The 18,960-nt window shown below is 74.9% G+C and carries 11 protein-coding genes; 9 read left to right on the forward strand and 2 right to left on the reverse strand.

The window, feature by feature from the left end; all coding sequences use genetic code 11:
• The first annotated feature begins 71 nt into the window (after positions 1 to 71).
• On the forward strand, positions 72 to 1,004 hold the full coding sequence (locus tag ACIQF6_RS11840; RefSeq protein WP_400893272.1) for an NAD-dependent epimerase/dehydratase family protein: 933 nt from the start codon (positions 72 to 74) through the stop codon (positions 1,002 to 1,004).
• Here the strand turns inward: ACIQF6_RS11840 and ACIQF6_RS11845 are convergent.
• Positions 1,001 to 3,763, reverse strand: coding sequence for a lysylphosphatidylglycerol synthase domain-containing protein (locus ACIQF6_RS11845; protein WP_400893275.1), 2,763 nt, complete (start codon positions 3,761 to 3,763; stop codon positions 1,001 to 1,003). The genes ACIQF6_RS11840 and ACIQF6_RS11845 overlap by 4 nt on opposite strands.
• Positions 3,764 to 3,897: 134 nt before the next feature.
• On the opposite strand from ACIQF6_RS11845, the gene ACIQF6_RS11850 reads away from it, so the two are divergent.
• The 4 genes from ACIQF6_RS11850 (at position 3,898) to ACIQF6_RS11865 (ending at position 12,203) form a co-directional block, all read left to right on the forward strand.
• Positions 3,898 to 4,251: an MGMT family protein gene (locus ACIQF6_RS11850; protein WP_400893278.1), complete on the forward strand. Its 354-nt coding sequence runs from the start codon at positions 3,898 to 3,900 to the stop codon at positions 4,249 to 4,251.
• Between the two features lie 127 nt (positions 4,252 to 4,378).
• The gene (locus ACIQF6_RS11855; RefSeq protein ID WP_400893281.1) at positions 4,379 to 7,648 is read left to right on the forward strand and encodes an ATP-dependent helicase; all 3,270 of its coding nucleotides are present in this window, start codon (positions 4,379 to 4,381) and stop codon (positions 7,646 to 7,648) included.
• Positions 7,635 to 10,817: a UvrD-helicase domain-containing protein gene (locus tag ACIQF6_RS11860; protein WP_400893284.1), complete on the forward strand. Its 3,183-nt coding sequence runs from the start codon at positions 7,635 to 7,637 to the stop codon at positions 10,815 to 10,817. Before ACIQF6_RS11855 ends, ACIQF6_RS11860 begins: the two co-directional genes overlap by 14 nt.
• A gap of 198 nt (positions 10,818 to 11,015) precedes the next feature.
• A complete protein-coding gene (locus ACIQF6_RS11865; protein WP_400893287.1) occupies positions 11,016 to 12,203 on the forward strand; it encodes a PP2C family protein-serine/threonine phosphatase in 1,188 nt (395 codons plus the stop codon).
• A gap of 7 nt (positions 12,204 to 12,210) precedes the next feature.
• On the opposite strand, the gene ACIQF6_RS11870 is transcribed toward ACIQF6_RS11865, so the two are convergent.
• Complete coding sequence (locus ACIQF6_RS11870) at positions 12,211 to 13,122, reverse strand: endonuclease/exonuclease/phosphatase family protein (protein ID WP_400893290.1); 912 nt, start codon at positions 13,120 to 13,122, stop codon at positions 12,211 to 12,213.
• 108 nt (positions 13,123 to 13,230) lie between these two features.
• On the opposite strand from ACIQF6_RS11870, the gene ACIQF6_RS11875 reads away from it, so the two are divergent.
• The 4 genes from ACIQF6_RS11875 (at position 13,231) to ACIQF6_RS11890 (ending at position 18,939) form a co-directional block, all read left to right on the forward strand.
• The gene (locus tag ACIQF6_RS11875; protein ID WP_400893292.1) at positions 13,231 to 13,845 is read left to right on the forward strand and encodes a PadR family transcriptional regulator; all 615 of its coding nucleotides are present in this window, start codon (positions 13,231 to 13,233) and stop codon (positions 13,843 to 13,845) included.
• Positions 13,846 to 13,861: 16 nt separating this feature from the next.
• Positions 13,862 to 14,626: an ABC transporter ATP-binding protein gene (locus ACIQF6_RS11880; protein ID WP_400893295.1), complete on the forward strand. Its 765-nt coding sequence runs from the start codon at positions 13,862 to 13,864 to the stop codon at positions 14,624 to 14,626.
• Positions 14,623 to 17,457 (forward strand): FtsX-like permease family protein, encoded by a 2,835-nt coding sequence (locus ACIQF6_RS11885; RefSeq protein WP_400893297.1) that lies wholly within the window; start codon positions 14,623 to 14,625, stop codon positions 17,455 to 17,457. The genes ACIQF6_RS11880 and ACIQF6_RS11885 overlap by 4 nt, the downstream gene beginning before the upstream one ends.
• Positions 17,458 to 17,541: 84 nt before the next feature.
• Positions 17,542 to 18,939 carry a dipeptidase gene (locus tag ACIQF6_RS11890; RefSeq protein ID WP_400893299.1) on the forward strand — a complete coding sequence of 466 codons (1,398 nt, stop codon included), beginning with the start codon at positions 17,542 to 17,544 and terminating at the stop codon, positions 18,937 to 18,939.
• Positions 18,940 to 18,960 lie beyond the last annotated feature (21 nt).

The following is an 18,960-nucleotide window of genomic DNA, read 5'->3' on the forward strand; positions in this document are numbered from 1 at the left end:
GCGTGACCATGGGCGCGGAACAGCACACCTGCGTCGTACGGGCGCGCACGTTCGAGAGACGAGGGGGCCCCATGGGAAGGCACCTGGTGGTCGGGGCCGGGCCGGTCGGCTCGGCCACCGCCCTGCTGCTCGCCGACCGCGGCGAGGAGGTCGTGGTGGTCACCCGCACCGCCTCCGCCGCCGCCCCGCTGGAGGGCGTGCCGCGCCTGCGGCTGGACGCGTCGGACCCGCAGGCCCTCGCCGAGGCCGCCGAGGGCGCCGCGGTGCTCTACAACTGCGCCAACCCTCCGTACCACCGCTGGCCCGAGGTGTGGCCGCCGCTGGCCGCCTCGCTGCTCGCCGCCGCCGAACGCAGCGGCGCGGTGCTGGCCACCGTCTCCAACCTGTACGGCTACGGCGCGGTGGACGGGCCGATGAGCCCCGACACGCCGCTGCGGCCGGTCTCCGCCAAGGGCGAGGTGCGGGCCGCGATGTGGCGCGACGCGCTCGCCGCGCACGCCGCGGGGCGGGTCCGGGCCACCGAGGTGCGCGGCTCCGACTACCTGGCGCCGAACGCCGCCGGCATGCTGGACGACCGGGTGTTCTCCCGCGCCCTGGCCGGCCGCACCGTGCAGGTCCTCGGCGACCCCGCCGCGCCGCACAGCTGGACGGCCCCGCAGGACGTCGCCCGCCTGCTGGCCGCCGTCGGCGCCGACGAACGCGCCTGGGGCCGGGCCTGGCACGTGCCGAGCAACCCGCCGCGCAGCCAGCGGCAGGTGATCGCCGAGCTGTGCGAGGCCGCCGGGCGGCCCGCCCCGAGGGTCACCGGCATCCCGCGCCCGGTGCTCGCCCTGCTCGGCCTGGCCGACCCGGCGATCCGCGCCGCCCGGGAGACCGCCTACCAGTTCGAGCGCCCGTTCGTGCTCGACGACACCGCCACCCGCGAGACCTTCGGCCTGACGCCGACACCCTGGGCGGAGATGCTCGCCCAGGTGGTCGCCGCGTACCCGGAAGAGAGGGCCTAGAGCGCGCTCTTGCGCTGGAGGATGTTGTAGGCGACCCAGCCCGGCAGGACGGGGAGCCAGAAGGTCAGCAGGCGGTACAGGAAGACCGCCGGGGTGGCGGCGGTGAGCGGGACGCCGGCGGCGGTCAGGGCGCCGATCAGGGCGATCTCGACCGGGCCGATGCCGCCGGGGGTGGGGATCGCCGAACCGGCCGCGTTCGCGGTCAGGAAGACCACGGCGACGGCCGAGTAGGTGATGTGCCCGCCGCCGTCGAACGCGTGCACCGAGGCGTCCAGGCAGGCGGTGAAGGACAGCGTCAGCAGCAGGATGCCGCCGAAGCCGGTGATCAGCTTGCGCGGGGTCTGCATCAGGTCGAGCATCCGCGGGATCACGCCGAAGAGCAGCGAGCGGACCCGGGTCACCACGAACCGGCGCAGCGGGGCGACCGCGGCCACCACCAGGGCGAGCACCGCGGCGGACAGCACCCCGATGATCACCGCCCGGGACGCGCCCAGGTCGCCGTTGGTCTGGGTGCCGGTGATCAGGCCGAAGGCGAACAGCAGCAGCAGGTGGCCGCCGAGCCCGGCCAGCTGGGAGGCGCCCACCGAGGCGGCGGCCTGTACCGGCCGGATCCCGGCCTTCTGCAGGTAGCGGGTGTTCAGCGCGATGCCGCCGACCGCGGCCGGGGCGACCAGCTTCACGAACGACCCGGCGACCTGCGCCGCGACCGTCCGGCCGAACGGCAGCTTCTCCGGGACGAAACCGGTCAGGCTCATCGCCGCCGCCACGTACGAGGCGGCCGCGGCGGCCAGCGCGGCCGCCGCCCAGGCCCAGTTCATCTGGGAGACCTTGAACTGGTCCGGCCGGATCGTGGTCAGCGCCAGGTAGGCGGCGAAGGTCAGCGCCACCAGCATGATCAGCGACTTCGGCTTGAGCCGCTCCAGCTTGGCCGGGGCCATCGGCGCCTCGGGGGCGACCTGGAGGATCTGCCCGCGGATCTTGGACAGCAGGTCCTCGTTGGCCTGCGCGATGTCCTCCTCGGCCTGCTGCTGGGTGCGCTCGCCCGCCGCGACCTGCTTGAGCGCCAGCGCCTTCGCGGCGGCCTTCCGCTCCTTGTTCATCCGTTGCAGGTCGCCGCGGGTCTGCCGGCTCAGGCCCACCGGCTGCAGCAGCGGCAGCGCCTCGGCGACCCGGGCCGGGCCGAGCGCCTCGGTGGCGGCGGCCACCGCCCGTTCCGGGCCGGTGCGCAGCGCGAAGGTGGTGAGCAGCTGGGCGACGTCGATGCGCAGCGTCAGGTCGCCGGCCGCGATGTCGCCGCCGGACAGGTTGATCAGACAGCCGGTGCGGTCGTCGACCACCAGCAGGGACTCGCCGGTGAGGCGGCGGTGCGCGATCCGGCGTTCGTGCAGGGTGGCCACCGACGTCCAGAACGAGGTCATCACCGCGTCGGTGACCTCGTCGTCGTCGAGCTCGTCCAGGGTGCGGCCGGCCACGTTCTCGTACACCAGGACCGCGGCGTCCGGGCCGAGCTCGGAGGTGGCCACCAGTTGCGGGGCGCGGGCCCCGGAGGCGGCGGCCGCGTAGGCGATCAGCGCCTCCTGTTCGAGCGCCTGGCGCAGCGACTGCGGGCTGCGGCGGACCGCGACCGAGCGCAGCCGCAGCCGACGCCAGGCCCGGTAGAAGAAGCCGGAGGCCTGTTGTTCGCGGTCGATGATGTGCACGTCCAGCAGCGGCCCCTGGTGTTGGACGACCAGGTAGCGGCGGGTGCCGCCGGGGCCGTCGGGGGCGATGTGCGCGGCGAACGGGGTGAAGCCGACCTTGCGCAGGCCGATCATCAGGTGCTGCCCGGTCGGCCGGATGTTCGGCGAGCCGATCGCGTACAGCGTGCCGTACGCGACCGACCAGCCGATCAGCACGGTGAGCAGCAGCGACAGCGGGGTGGTGTAGCCGTTGACGAGTTCGGTCGCGCCGGAGAGGATCACCACGATCCACAGCGCGACCCGCCAGCGTGGTCGGCTCGACATGCCGACGGCCGTCATGTAGGCGATCACCGGGGCGAGGTAGCCGTGCACCGGGTCGGTGAGGGTCTCCTCGTGGCCCGGCGGGAACTGGGTCAGCGCGTTGCGGATCTCCTCGGGGGCGCTGGCCGCCACCCACCAGTCGACGCCCAGCGAGACGCCGTAGGCGAGCACCGAGGCGAGCACGCCGTCGGCGACCCGCAGGCCGTCGCGTTTGATCAGCCGCTCCACCGCGAACGCCAGCGGCACCGCCAGCACGGCCACCGAGGAGACCAGCGCGGAGATGGTGGACAGCAGGTCGGGGATGCGCTTGGCGTTGACCGTGATGTCGTTCTCGATGCCGCTGGTGGTGGAGACCGCCACCTGGGCGAGCACGAACACGGCGACGATGCCGAGCAGTCCGGCGAGGAAGCGCAGCAGGTCCGAGGGCCGGTGGGCGCGCGGCGGCAGCAGCGGTTCGTCGACGGCCAGGAAGTCGCCGGCCGGCTCCTCCGCGTCGGCCCCCTCCTCGGCGGGGTGTCCGCCGGGTTGCCCGTGCTGGTGCTGGTCCGGTCGCTCCGGCGGACGGTCCGGTGTGTCCGGACGGTCCGACCCGTCGTCCGGCGGCAGCTGAGCGGCCACCGCGTCCTCCCCCGTGTGATGCGCGTCCCGCGCCCGGTGGCGCAGGTCGACCGGCGGGGCGTCCTGGCCCCGCGGGGCGGAACCGTCGGTGGCGGACTCCTCGGAGCCCTTGTCCACGTTCAATTCAGCCGTCCCGGTCATCTGGTCTTGATTCCTCGCGTGTCGCACTGCCCCGAAGATGCTGCCATGCCCGGAACCCCGGTGCGGTCCAGGGGCAGTATCCCGCGCGCCGCATCGCTCGCACGGGGTGCTGGAAATCGACCGGATGAGGAAGAATGCGGCGGATGACCGAGCCGGACGAGGTGCCCGAGATCCCGCCGTACGCGGAGGCGGTGCTCGACCTGGCCGAACGGATCCCGCCGGGCCGGGTGATGACCTACGGCGACGTCGCCGAATACCTGGGCCGCGGCGGCCCCCGCCAGGTCGGCCGGGTGATGGCGCTGTACGGCGGCGCGGTGCCCTGGTGGCGGGTGATCCGTGCGGACGGGCGGCCGCTGCCCGGCCACGAGCACCGGGCGCTGCCCGAGTACCGCGCCGAGGGCACCCCGCTGCGCACGGTGGCCGGCGAGCCCCGGGTCGACCTGCGGGCGGCCCGCTGGGACGGCACGGCGCCGGCCCGACCGGCCTGACCGGGGAACGTGCGCCGGAGGGGTCTGTGGGTGCAGGATCGTAGGCTCGATGCGGCGGGCGCGATTTCCGGACGGCTCCTTTCGCCGCTCAGCCCGCCACTGAACCGCCGTACGACCCTGGACCGCAGTGACCTCACCGTTCCGCCTGGTGCGCAGCCCCCTCGCGCAGCCCGACCCGCCCGTGCTGGACGCCTTCCAGCAGGCGGTGGTCGAGCACGCGTCGGGGCCGCTGCTGGTGCTCGCCGGGCCCGGCACCGGCAAGACCACCACGCTGGTCGAGGCGGTCGCCCGGCGGATCGCCGAGGGCACCGCGCCCGACCGTGTGCTGGTGCTCACCTTCAGCCGCAGGGCCGCGATGGAACTGCGCGACCGGATGACCGCCCGGATCGGCGCCACCGTCCCGCAGGCCACCACCTTCCACTCGTTCTGCTACGCCCTGCTGCGCGCCCACCAGCCGCCCGAGGAGTACGCCGAGCCGCTGCGGCTGCTGTCCGGCCCCGAGCAGGACGTGATGGTCCGCGAGCTGCTCGCCGGCGGCGCCGAGGACGCGAAGGCCGGCACCGCCACCATCCGCTGGCCGCTCGACCTGCGGGCCTGCCTGACCACCCGCGGCTTCGCCGACGAGGTCCGCGCGGTGCTCGCCCGCAGCCGAGAGCTCGGCCTCGGCGAGCAGGAGCTGCTGCGCTTCGCGGAGGGCGTCCGGCGCCCCGACTGGGCCGCCGCCGCGCACTTCCTCGCCGAGTACCTGGACGTGCTCGACCTGCGCGGCGTCCTCGACTACGCCGAGCTCGTGCACCGCGCGGTGCTGCTCGCCGAACGCGAGGACGTCGCCGGGCAGCTGCGCGGCCGCTACGACGTGGTGTTCGTCGACGAGTACCAGGACACCGACCCGGCCCAGGTGCGGCTGCTCCAGCGGCTGGCCGGCGGCGGCCGGGACCTGGTCGCGGTCGGCGACCCCGACCAGTCGATCTACGCGTTCCGCGGCGCCGACGTGAACGGCATCCTGGAGTTCCCCGACGCCTTCCGGCAGGCCGACGGCCGGCCCGCCGAGGTCAAGGTGCTGCGGGTGTCCCGGCGCTCCGGCGCGGTGCTGCTGGCCGCGTCCCGGGAACTCGCCCGCCGGATGCCGATGGGCCGGCTGCCCGCCGACAAGCTCGCCGCGCACCGCGCCCTGCTGCCCTCCCGGGAGGGCGGCGCCGTCGAGGTGTACACCTACCCGACGCCCGGCGCCGAGCTCGACTCGGTCGCCGACCTGCTGCGCCGCGCCCACCTGGAGGACGGCGTCCCCTGGGGCGAGATGGCGGTGCTGGTGCGGGCCGGCTCCCGGTCGATACCGGGCGTGCGCCGCGCGCTGGCCGCCGCCGGCGTGCCGCTGGAGATCGACGGCGACGACCTGCCGCTGCGCGAGGAGCCCGCCGTCACCCCGCTGCTGCTGGCCCTGCGGGTGTGCGCCGAGGGCGAGGGCGCGCTCACCGCCGACCTCGCGCACACCCTGCTCACCGGCCCGCTCGCCGCGCTGGACGGCTCCGACCTGCGCCGGCTCGGCCGCACCCTGCGCGAGGAGGAACGCCGGGCGCTGGCCGAGGACGGCGTCGCGGGCGTGGTCCGCCCCGCCGAGGAGCTGGTCCGCGAGGCGCTGGAGCAGCCCGAACTGCTCGCCCTGCTGGACGCCCCGTACGCCCGGCGCGCCTACGAGTTCGGCGTGCTGCTGCGCAAGGTCCGCGAACTGCTCGCGGGCGGCGCGTCCGGCGAGGACGCGCTGTGGGAGCTGTGGGACGGCTCCCGGCGCTGGCGCGAACGGCTGGAGCGGGCCGCGCTGCGCGGCGGCGCGGTGGGCCGCAACGCCGACCGCGACCTGGACGCGCTGTGCGCCCTGTTCGAGACCGCGGCCCGCGCCGAGGAGCGGGTCTCCGGCCACCGCGGCGCGCTCGACCTGCTCGCCGAGGTCGAGGCCCAGGACATCGCCGCCGACACCCTGCGCGTGCGGGCCCACCGCCCCGACGCGGTCCGGCTGATGACCGCGCACCGCTCCAAGGGCCTGGAGTGGCGCCTCGTCGTGGTCACCGGCGTCCAGGAGGGCCTCTGGCCGGACCTGCGCCGCCGCGGCTCGCTGCTGGAGGCCGACCGGATCGGCCGCGACGGCCTGGCGGAGCCGCTGTCGCCCGCCGCGCTGCTCGCCGAGGAGCGCCGGCTGTTCTACGTCGCCGCGACCCGCGCCGAGGAACGCCTGGTGGTCACCGCCGTCAAGGCTCCCGCCGAGGACGGCGACGAGCCCTCCCGGTTCCTGCGCGAGCTGTACCGGGAGACCGTCGACCCGCGCACCGGCCGGGTGCTGGAGCGCGTCCCGCAGGTGAAGGTGGCCGACGTCACCGCCCGCCCGCGCCGCCCGCTCGCGGTGTCCGCGCTGGTCGCCGAGCTGAGGGCGGTCACCGTCGACCCGGCCCGCTCCCCGCAGCTGCGCCGGGCCGCCGCCGAACGCCTCGCCACGCTGGCCGCCGCGCTCGACGAGGAGGGCCGCCCGCTGGTCCCGGCCGCCCATCCCGACCAGTGGTGGGGCCTGGTGGACGCCACCGCCGCGCCGGAGCCGCTGCGCGAGCCCGGGCTGCCGGTGCGGCTGTCCGGCAGCGGCCTGGAGCAGCTGGAGTCCTGTTCGCTGCAGTGGTTCCTGGAGAAGGACGTGAAGGCGGGGCAGAGCGCCTCCGCCGCCCAGGGCTTCGGCAACGTGGTGCACGCCCTCGCCGACGAGGTCGGCTCCGGCCGCACCCCCGCCGACCTGGCCGTGCTGATGGAGCGCCTGGACACCGTGTGGGACGCCCTGGCGTTCGACGCGCCGTGGAAGTCCCAGCAGGAGAAGACCGAGGCCCGCGCCGCCCTGGAGCGCTTCCTGCGCTGGCACGTGCTGGAACGCGACCGCACCACCGTCGCCACCGAGCACGGCTTCGACCTCACCCTGGACGTCGGCGGCGTCGCGGTGCGCATCCGCGGCTCGATGGACCGGGTCGAGGCCGACGCCGTGGGCCGCGCCTACGTGGTCGACTTCAAGACCGGCAAGCAGATCCCCACCGACAAGTCGCTGCCCGAGCACCGCCAGCTCGCCGTCTACCAGCTGGCGGTGCGCGGCGGCGCGCTCGACGGCCTGCCCGGCTTCGAACAGGGCGCCACCGTCGGCGGCGCCGAGCTCGTCCACCTGCGGGAGCCCGCCAAGGGCGACCCGGAGGCCCCGAAGGTGCAGCAGCAGCTGCCGCCCGGCGACCCGTGGATCGAGAACCTGCTGGCCGACACCGCCGGCCGGGTGCTCGCCGAGCGGTTCACCCCCACCGCGGGCGAGCGCTGCGGCCGCTGCGCGTTCCGCGGCAGCTGCTCCGTGCAGCGGGACGGCCGGCATGTCGTCGACTGAGCAGCTCGAACACCCGGCCCAGCTCCGCGAACTCCTCGGCATCCCGTTCAACGCCGAGCAGTTGGCAGCGATCGGCGCGCCCATGGCCCCCGGCGTGATCGTGGCCGGCGCGGGCTCCGGCAAGACCACCGTGATGGCCGCCCGGGTGGTCTGGCTGGTCGGCTCCGGCGCGGTCCGGCCCGAACAGGTGCTCGGCCTGACGTTCACCAACAAGGCCGCGGGGGAGCTCGCCGAGCGTGTCCGCGCCTCGCTGGTGCGGGCCGGGGTGCGCGAGGACGACGCGCTCGGCGACCCGCAGATCTCCACCTACCACGCCTTCGCGGGCACCCTGCTCAAGGAGCACGGTCTGCGCCTGGGCATCGAACCGGACGTCCGGCTGCTCGCCGACGCCACCCGATTCCAGCTCGCCGCCCGGGTGCTGCGGCAGGCCCGCGGCCCCTACCCGGCGCTCACCGGCACGTTCTCCGCGCTGGTCGCCGAACTGATCGCGCTCGACTCCGAACTTGCCGAACACCTGGTCGAACCGGCGCGGTTGCGGGACTGGGACGCCGAGCTGCTCGACGAACTGGCCGCGGTGAGACTCTCCAACGACGACCTGCGGGCCGTCCCGAAGGCCGCCCGCGGCCGGCAGGAACTGCTGCACCTGGTCGAGGACTACCGGGCCCGCAAGCAGAAGCTCGGCCTGCTCGACTTCGGCGACCAGATCGCCGCCTCCGCCCGGCTCGCCCAGCAGCGCCCCGAGGTCGGCCGGCTGCTGCGCGAGCAGTACCGGGTGGTGCTGCTCGACGAGTACCAGGACACCTCGGTCGCCCAGCGCCTGATGCTGGCCGGCCTGTTCGGCGGCTCCGACGCCGCCGGGCACCCGGTGACGGCCGTCGGCGACCCCTGCCAGGCGATCTACGGCTGGCGCGGCGCCTCGGTCGCCAACCTGGACGACTTCCCGCAGCACTTCCCGCAGGCCGACGGCAGCCCGGCGCACCGCTTCGCGCTCAGCGAGAACCGCCGCAGCGGCGGCCGGCTGCTCGCCTTCGCCAACGAACTCGCCGCCCCGCTGCGGGAGATGCACGAGGGCGTGGAGGCGCTGCGGCCCGCGCCCGGCGCCGAACTCGACGGGTTCGTGCGGGCCGCGCTGCTGCCCACCCACGCCGAGGAGGTGGACTGGCTGGCCGACTCGATCGCCCACCTGGTGCGCACCGGCACCGCGCCCGGCCGGATCGCCGTGCTCTGCCGGGCCGGCACCGCCTTCCCGGACATCCACGCCGCGCTGGTGGCGCGGAGCGTCCCGGTCGAGGTGGTCGGCCTCGGCGGGCTGCTGCAACTGCCGGAGGTCGCCGATCTGGTGGCGGTCTGCGAGGTGCTCCAGGACCCGACCGCGAACGCCGCCCTGGTGCGCCTGCTGATCGGCCCGCGCTGGCGGATCGGCCCGCGCGACCTGGCGCTGCTCGGCCGCCGCGCCGCCGACCTGGTGCGCACCGCCCGGGTCGGCGACCAGGACGCGCTGGCCGCCGCCGTCGCCGAGACCGACCCCACCGAGGTGGTCTCGCTGGCCGACGCGCTGGAGACCTTCGTGGACGCCGAGCAGCCCGACGAGCTGCCGTTCTCCCCGGAGGCCCGGGTGCGTTTCGCCCGCTTCGCGCGGGAGATCCGCGACCTGCGCCGGGCGCTGGCCGAGCCGCTGATGGACGTGCTGCACCGGGTGCTGACCGTCACCGGCCTGGAGGTCGAACTCTCCGCCTCCCCGCTGGCGCTGGCCGCCCGCCGCCGGGAGACCCTGCACTCCTTCCTGGACATCGCCGCGTCCTTCGCCGACCTGGACGGCGACCCGGGCCTGGCCGCCTTCCTGGCCTTCCTGCGGGCCGCCCAGGAGTACGAGCGCGGCCTGGACGCCGGGCTGCCCGGCGGCGAGGACACCGTCAAGGTGCTCACCGCGCACAAGTCCAAGGGCCTGGAGTGGGACGTGGTCGCCGTCCCCGGCCTGGTCAAGGGCGCCTTCCCGTCCGGGCAGGGCCGGGAGCGCTGGACCTCCACCCGCAAGGTGCTGCCGCACGCGCTGCGCGGCGACGCCGCCACGCTGCCCGCCGACCCGGCGTGGAACGCCAAGGGCATGGGCCTGTTCAAGAAGGAGATGGCGCACCACGCCGAGGTGGAGGAGCTGCGGCTCGGCTACGTCGCGTTCACCCGCCCGCGGTCGCTGCTGCTGGCCTCCGGACACTGGTGGGGGCCCTCGCAGAAGCGCCGGCGCGGGCCGTCGGAGTTCCTGCTGAAGCTGCGCGCGCACGCCGAGCGGCCCGGCAACGGCGAGGTCGAGCGCTGGGCCGAGGCGCCCGCGGACGACGCGCAGAATCCGGCGTTCGACGTGTCCGTGGAGACCCCCTGGCCGCTGCCGCTCGACCCGTCCGCGCAGCACGCCCGCCGCCGGGTCGCGGACGTGGTCCGCCGCCGGCTGGCCGGCGCGCCCGCCGCCGAGCCGGAGGCGATGGGGGTCGAGGACCAGCGGCTGGTGGCCTCCTGGGACCGCGACCTGACCGCGCTGCTCGGCGAGTTGGAGCGCTCCCGGCGCACCGTCCGGGAGGTCGAGCTGCCGGCCTCGCTGTCCGCCACCGAGCTGATGCGGCTGGCCGCCGACCCGGACGGCTTCGCCCGCGAACTCGCCCGCCCGATGCCCCGTCCGCCCGCGCCCGCCGCCCGCCGCGGCACCCGCTTCCACGCCTGGGTGCAGGCCCGCTTCGACCAGCCGCTGCTGCTCGGCCCGGACGCGCTGCCCGGCCTGGACGTCGAGGAGATCGAGGACGAGCGCGACCTGGAGCGGCTCAAGGAGGCGTTCCTGCGCGGCCCGTACGCCGGCCGCACCCCGTACCGGGTCGAGTCGCCGTTCCAACTGGTGCTGGCGGGACGGGTGGTGCGCGGCCGGATCGATGCGGTCTACCGGGACGCGGACGGTGGCGCAGGGTCACCGCGCTACGAGGTGGTGGACTGGAAGACCGGCCGGGAGGACAGCGGCGACCCGCTCCAGCTCGCCGTCTACCGCCTCGCCTGGGCCGAGCAGGCGGGCGTTCCGGTGGAGCAGGTCACGGCCTCGTTCTGCTACGTGCGCAGCGGCCGGATCGAAACACCGTCAGGACTTCCCGGCCGAAAAGAGTTGAGCGATCTTCTGATCGGGAATAGGTAGAAAAGAGTCACTCAGAGCATTCAACTCGTCACGAGATCAAGCGAAACCTGTGCGCCCTGCACGTTTCGTGCCTATTGTGGGGTCGGTAACCGGTCATCCTCCCGTACTCCGGCCGCCGTCAGGGCCCCGACCCCCTGACCTCCCGTCAGACCCGCAGGTGCCGAGCAGCACCCGCACCTTCCGCTGGAGAGACCGACGTTGAGCGCGACCGGATGGATCAGGGACGTCCTCCACGGCCCCACCCCAGGGCCGGTACCCAACACCGTCACCGGCACATGGCCCAAGACCTCGCACGCCCTGCCGCTGATCGGCATGGCACTGATCGTCTCCCTCGACCTGCTGACGAACAGCCAGGTCACCGTCGAACCCGCACTGACCGCCGTCCCCGCCCTCGCCGCCGTGGTCTCCCGGCGGACCTGGTACCCGCTGCTGACCGGCGCGCTCGCCGAAGTGTGCGCCTTCGGCATGGCCTGGTACAACGAGGTGCTCGGCCAGTCCGTGCACACCGCCACCGTCGCCGCGATCGTGCTGATCGCCGGCATCGGCCACCTCAGCGCCACCCTCCGACTGCGCCAGGAACTCGCCCTCGCCGAAGCCCAGTTGGTCGCCGAGATCGCCCGCCGGGTGCTGCTGCGCCCGGTGCCCGAACGGGTCGGGCCGGTGCGCGCCGCGGTCCGCTACGCCGCCGCCGCCGCGCACGCCTCGATCGGCGGCGACCTGTACGAGGTGGTCAACACCCGGCACGGGGTGCGCGCCGTGATGGGCGACGTCCGCGGCAAGGGCCTGGCCGCGGTGGAGACCGCCGCCGCCGTGCTCGGCGCGTTCCGCGAGGCCGCCCACCAGGAACCCGCGCTGGACCGGGTGGCGGGCTGGCTCGCCGTCAGCCTGGACCGCGCCCTGCACGAGAACGACCACCCCGGCGTGGAGGAGGAGTTCGTCACCCTGGTGCTGCTCGGGGTCCGCCCCGACGGCGCCCTGGAGATCGCCAACTGCGGCCACCCCGCGCCCGTCCTGCTCCGCGGCGAGGACGCGCCCCGGCTGCTGACCGCCGACGAGACCGTCCCGCCGCTCGGGGTGCTCGACCCCGTCGACGTCTGCCCGCCGCTGCAGCGGCTCACCACCGAACCCGGCGACCGGATCCTGCTGTACACCGACGGCGTCATCGAGGCCCGCGACCACCGCGGCGCCTTCTACCCGCTCACCGACCGGCTGCCGCTGCTCGCCGACAGCGGCCCCGTCGAGGTCCTGCACCGCCTGCACGACGACGTGGTCCGGCACGTGGGGCACAAGCTCGGCGACGACGCGGCCATGCTGATGCTCCAGTTCGACCCGGTGGTGCTGCCCGCCCAGCAGCAGGCCGGGGCCCCGGTCGGGCGCACGCTCTAGCGGGTCGTCAGACGTCGATCTCCACCACCAGCGGCCGGTGGTCGGACACCCCGGTGCGCGGCGCCGACACCGAGCCGACCGTGCTGCGCGGCACTCCGATGCCCAGGATGTGGTCGAACTGCACGGTCGGCCGGTGCGACGGGTAGGTGGGGGTGCGGGCCAGGTCGTACCAGCCCTGCAGGCGGGTGCGGCGGGCGGTGCGGACCCGGTCGCGGGCCGCGGTGCGCTGGATCGCGTGCGCCGAGCCGAGCACGGTACGCGGCACCGCGCCGATCAGGTTGAAGTCGCCGAGCACCAGGTACGGCTGCGGCAGGTCGGCGATCCAGCGCCGGATCGCGGCCAGCTGCGCGACGTTCCAGCCCGGCACGAACGACAGGTGCGCGGCGACCGCGGTGAACTCCCCGGCCGGCCCGGCCAGCACCGCCGCCAGCGCGGCCCGCGGCTCGTCCGGCACCGCGGTCAGCCCGCGCCGCCCGGCCACCCGCAGCGGCAGCCCGAACGGGGCGGGGGCGAACCGGCGGGCCCGCCAGTGCAGCACCGGCAGCCGGGTCAGCAGCGCCGTGCCGTACGCGGGTCGGTCGGCGTCGTCGGCCAGGTCGGTCGGCCCGTACACCTGCAGGCCCTGGACGGCCGGGTCGGTGACCCAGCCGGCCGACGGGGCGGGCGTGCCGTGCAGGGCCGCGGCGAAGCGCCAGTCGGCGGCGCCCATCGCCTTGGCGGCGACCGCCGCCTGGTCGGTGCGGCCGGAGCGCCGCTGGCCGCGGTCGACCTCCTGGAGGGCGAGCACGTCGGCGTCCAGCGAGGCGACGGCGTCGGCCAGCGGGGCGCCCGGCTCGACCGGGTAGGGCGCGGGGCTGCCGTCGGGGGCGAGCGGCTGGCCGTGCAGCAGGTTGTACGTGGCGATCCGCAGAGTGGTCACGCAGCCGACCGTACCGGGTGGGGGTGACGGGAGAGGCGGGCGAACGGGTTCCGGTTCGGGCCGGTGGCGGCTTGAGACACCCGGCCATACCGGGTATACATACTCGGTATGTCGATCCGTCACGGCCTGCTCGCCCTGCTCGACCAGGGCCCGCGCTACGGCTACCAGCTGCGATCCGAGTTCGAGGCCCGCACCGGGGCGACCTGGCCGCTCAACGTCGGCCAGGTCTACACCACCCTGGGCCGACTGGAGCGCGACGGCCTGGTCGAGTCCGCGGGCGAGGACGACGAGGGCCACCAGTTCTACGCCGTCACCGACGAAGGACGCACGGAACTGCGCCGCTGGTTCGACACCCCGGTGCCGCGCACCAACCCGCCGCGCGACGAGCTGGCGATCAAGCTGGCGATGGCGGTGACCATTCCCGGAGTGGACGTCGCCGCCGTCGTCCAGGGCCAGCGCCGGCACAGCATGAAGGCACTGCAGGACTACACCCGGCTCAAGGGCCGGGCGCTGGCCGCCGACACCGGCTCCGGCGGAGACCTGGCCTGGCTGCTGGTGCTGGAGCAGTTGATCTTCCAGACCGAGGCGGAGATCCGCTGGCTGGACCACTGCGAATCCCGGCTCGGCCAGCACGCCGAGCGGCAGGCCGCTGCCACGGCCGAACCCGCCGCCGCGCCGCCCGCGCGCCGCACCGTCAAGAGCCGCGCTCGCGGCCGCCTCTGAAACTCCTGGGGGAGCGATGACCGAACAACTCAAGCCGGCTCAGCCGGTACTGCACCTGGACCGGGTCAGCCGGGTGCACGGCCACGGTGCGGCCGAGGTGCACGCGCTGCGCGCCGTCGACCTGAAGGTGTACCCGGGCGAACTGGTGGCCGTGATGGGCCCCTCCGGCTCCGGCAAGTCCACCCTGCTGACCCTGGCCGGCGGCCTCGACAGCCCGAGCGACGGCCAGGTGCTGGTCGAGGGGACGGTGCTCGGCGGCCTCGACCGCAAGAAGCTCGCCGCGGTCCGCCGCCGCTCCGTCGGCTACGTCTTCCAGGACTACAACCTGATCCCGGCGCTCACCGCCGCCGAGAACATCGCGCTGCCCCGCGAACTCGACGGCATATCCGCCCGCGCCGCCCGCAAGGAGGCGCTCGCCGCCCTGGAGGAGCTCGGCATCGCCGAACTCGCCGACCGCTTCCCCGACGACATGTCGGGCGGCCAGCAGCAGCGCGTCGCCATCGCCCGCGCCCTGATCGGCGACCGCCGCCTGGTGCTCGCCGACGAGCCCACCGGCGCCCTCGACTCCACCACCGGCGAATCCGTGCTCGCCGTGCTGCGCGCCCGCTGCGACGCCGGCGCCGCCGCCATGATGGTCACCCACGAGGCCCGGCACGCCGCCTGGGCGGACCGGGTGGTGTTCCTGCGCGACGGCCGACTGGTCGACGAGACCGCCCGGCAGGACGCCGGCGCCCTGCTGGTCACCGCCGCCGCCAACGCGCTGAAGGGCGAGGACCAGTGAGGCTGACCGCCTGGCGGGCGGCCCTGCGCATCGCCCGCCGCGACGCGATGCGCGCCAAGGGCCGCAGCGCCCTGGTGGTGGCGATGATCGCCCTGCCCATCCTCGGCGTGGCCGGTGTCGACGTGGTCGCCCGCAGCGCCCAGCTCGAACCGAACGAGAAGGTCGCCCGGTCGATGGGCGCCGCCGACGCCCTGATCGCGATGCAGTCGCGCGGCACCCTCGTCATGCAGGCGCCCGACCCCGACGAGATGAGCCAGACCGGCGCGCCCGGCGGCCCCGACGGAGCGCCGCCGGCGAAGACCGCCGAGGAGAAGCGCAGCGCGGACACCGAGCCCGCCGACCTGATCAAGCAACTGCTGCCGGCCGGCAGCACGCTGGTGGCGATGCCCGACAGCACGCGCACCACGACCACCACCAAAGAGGGCCGGATGTCGGTGGAGGTCTCCGAGACCGACCTGACCGACCCCGTGTGGCGCGGCATGAAGAACGTGGTCCGGGGCACCGCCCCGGCCAAGCCGAACGAGATCGCCGCCACCCAGGAGTTCCTGAACCAGTCCGGACTGCGGCTCGGCGACGCCACCGCGCTCCGCGGCCTGGAGGCCAAGCCGTTCACCATCACGGCCGTCGTCGAGATCCCCTCCCAGCTCAAGCGCACCGAGCTGTTCGCCCGCCCCGGCAGCGTCACCGCGCCGCTGGCGGAGGCCGACCCGGACCGGGCGACCACCAGCCCGTGGGCGCGCGACGCCTGGCTGGTCCGACTGCCCGCCGGCGCCGCGCTGGACTGGCCGAAGGTGCTGGATCTCAACAAGTACGGCTTCACGGTCGCCTCCAAGGCGGTCTTCCTGCACCCGCCCGCGCGCTCCGAGGTACCGATGTACCAGCAGTCGCAGTACGGGCCGGGGCTCAACAAGGTGACCATCGCGATCCTCGCCACCGTGGTCGGCATGGCCCTGCTGGAGATCGTGCTGCTGGCCGGCCCGGCCTTCGCGGTCGGCGCCCGCCGCTCGCGTCGCCAGCTCGGCCTGCTCGCCGCCGGCGGCGGCGACCGGGGGCACGTGCGCGCCGTGGTGCTCGGCGGCGGAGCGGTGCTGGGCGTGACCGGCGCCGTGGTCGGCCTGGTGCTCGCGATCGCACTGGTCGCGGTGTTCCGCGACAGCGCCGAACAGTTCGCCGGCCGCCGCTTCGGCCACTTCGACCTGAAGCCGCTCGACCTGCTGGCCATCGCCGCGGTCGGTCTGATCACCGGCCTGCTCGCGGCCGTGGTGCCCGCCGTCCAGGCCGCCCGGCAGGACGTGGTGGCGGCGCTCACCGGACGCGGCGGCACCAAGCCCGCCAGCCGGATCGTCGCCGTGCTCGGCCTGATCATGATCGGCGGCGGCGCCGCCCTGGCCCTGGCCTGCGCGACCACCGGCACGGCCGTGGTCTACGGCCTGCTCGGCGGCTCGGTGATCGCCGAACTCGGCATGCTGCTGTGCACCCCGATGCTGATCGGCCTGTTCGGCCGGCTCGGCCGCCACCTGCCGCTCAGCCCGCGCCTGGCGCTGCGCGACTCGGTGCGCCACCGCGGCCGCACCGCCCCGGCGGTGGCCGCCGTGATGGCCGCCGTGGCCGGCGCGGTCGCCGTGGGCATCTACACCACCAGCGGCGTCGAGCAGCAGCGCCGCGAGTACACGCCGACGGCACCCGCCAACACCGTCGCGCTGTTCGCCGGCTGGGGCCCGACCGCCGACCAGAGCCGGCTGCCGATGATGCGCGAGGTGGTCGAGGCCAACATGCCCGGCCTCGGCGAGCGCGCCGACGTGTGGGACGCGACGCCGGCCGGCGCCTGCAAGCCCGGCGCGCCCTGCGGCTGGGTCCAGACCGTGCTGCCGGAGGCCAAGCGCTGCCCGGCCGACGGGGCCCGCACCCCCCAGGAGTACGAGCGCCTGCACAACGACCCCCGGTGCAAGAACCAGGACCGGCGGGTGCAGCAGAGCAGCCTGTTCGGCGAGACCGTGGTCGGCGACGCCGCCCTGCTGCACACCCTGTTCGGGACGCACGACCAGGCCGCCGAACAGGCCCTCGCCGCCGGCAAGGCGCTGGTGTTCCGGCCCGACTACGTGGAGAACGGCAAGGTCGAGCTGCTGGCCACCGACGCCTTCGACCCGAAGAAGATGACCGCCGACCCCGACTACCGGCCGGCCGAGCACCACGTGCTGGTGGACGCGGTCGAGGTGAACTCCCCGACGGCGTTCGGCACCACCCTGATGACCCGGCAGACCATCGAGAAGGCCGGTCTGGGCACCCGGGAGGCCGGTTCGCTCTGGCTGCCCGCCACGGAGCCGTCCGACAAGGCGTACCAGAAGGCGAACGGCTCGCTCTCGAAGCTCGACGACAGTGCGAGCCTGCGGGTCGAGCGCGGCTTCCGGCCGACCACCGGCCTGATCACCATCGGCCTGACCGCGTTCGCCGCCCTGGTGGCGCTCGGCGCGGCCGGCATCGCCACCGGCCTGGCCGCGGCGGACTCCCAGCAGGACCTCGCCACGCTGGCCGCGGTCGGCGCGAGCGGCGGCATCCGGCGCCGGCTGTCCGGCTTCCAGTGCGGCGTGATCGCCGCGATGGGCGCGGTGCTCGGCCTGTTCTGCGGCGCCGTCCCGTCCATCGCGCTGCGGATCTTCGAGGCGCAGGACCAGGCGCAGGGGGCGATGCCCGGCGCGGAGGTCCCCAAGGCGGTGATCGCGATCCCGTGGGGCGAACTGGCGGCCATGGTGGTCGGCCTGCCGGTGCTGGCGGTGCTGCTCGCGGCGCTGCTCACCCGCTCGAAGATCGCGCTGAGCCGCCGGGTCGCCTGAGACCCGGCAGGGGGAGGGTGACCGTGCTCACGGCCGGGGGAGGCCGTGGGCACGGACCCACCCGGGCGAACTAAAGTCGTCCGTATGACGAAAACCCCGGACAGCGCCGTCCGCTCCTTCATCGACCAGCACGAGGACGCCTTCCTGGCCGACCTCGCCGACTGGCTGCGCATCCCCTCCGTCTCCGCCGACCCCGGCCGGGCCGGAGAGGTCCGCCGCTCCGCCGAGTGGCTGGCCGAGAAGCTGCGCGCGACCGGGTTCCCGGTCGCCGAGGTGTGGGAGACGGACGGGCTGCCCGCGGTGTTCGCCGAGTGGCCGTCCGGCGACGAGGGCGCACCGACCGTGCTGGTCTACGGCCACCACGACGTGCAGCCCGCCGCCAAGGAGGACGGCTGGGACACCGAGCCGTTCACCCCCACCGTGATCGGCCGCCGGCTGTACGCGCGCGGCGCCGCCGACGACAAGGGCCAGGTGTTCTTCCACACCCTCGGCGTGCGCGCCCACCTCGCCGCCACCGGCCGCACCGCGCCGGCCGTCAACCTCAAGCTGCTGATCGAGGGCGAGGAGGAGTCCGGCTCGCCGAACTTCGCCGCCCTGGTGCGCCGCGAGGCCGAGCGGCTCGCCTCCGACGTCGTGATCATCTCCGACACCGGCATGTGGTCCGAGACCACCCCGACCGTGTGCACCGGCATGCGCGGCCTGGCGGACTGCCAGATCGACCTGTACGGCCCGGACAGCGACATCCACTCCGGCTCGTTCGGCGGCGCCGTCCCCAACCCGGCCGACGTGGCCGCCGCGCTCGCCGCCGGCCTGCACGACGCGGACCGCAGGGTCGCGGTGCCCGGCTTCTACGAGGGCATCGTCGAACTCACCGACCAGGAACGGGCGCTGTTCGCCGAACTGCCCTTCGACGAGGCGCAGTGGCTGAAGGTCGCCAAGTCGTCCGGCACCCTGGGCGAGGCCGGCTACACCACCCTGGAGCGGGTCTGGGCCCGGCCGACCGCCGAGGTCAACGGCATCTGGGGCGGCTACACCGGCCCCGGCGGCAAGACCATCGTCCCCGCCGAGGCGCACCTCAAGCTGTCCTTCCGGCTGGTCGCCGGGCAGGAGGTGGAGAAGGTCCGGGAGGCCGTCGCCGCCTGGGTTTCCGCGCAGATCCCGGCGGGCATCCGGTACGAGATCGTCTTCCCCGGAGCGACCCGCCCGTGCCTGACGCCGCTGGACCACCCCGCCCTGCAGTCCACCGTCCGGGCGATGGGCCGGGCCTTCGAGCAGAAGATCCTGTTCACCCGCGAGGGGGGTTCCGGCCCGGCCGCCGACCTGCAGGACGTGCTGGGCGCGCCGGTGCTGTTCCTCGGCATCTCGGTGCCGTCGGACGGCTGGCACTCGATCAACGAGAAGGTGGAACTCGACCTGCTCCGCAAGGGCGTCGAGACCTCCGCCTACCTGTGGGGCGACCTCGCGGAGAACTTCCGCCCGTGAGCGCGCGTCCCGAAGCGACAC

Origin of the sequence: Kitasatospora sp. NPDC092948, from assembly GCF_044754805.1 — a bacterium.
Taxonomy (GTDB): domain Bacteria; phylum Actinomycetota; class Actinomycetes; order Streptomycetales; family Streptomycetaceae; genus Kitasatospora.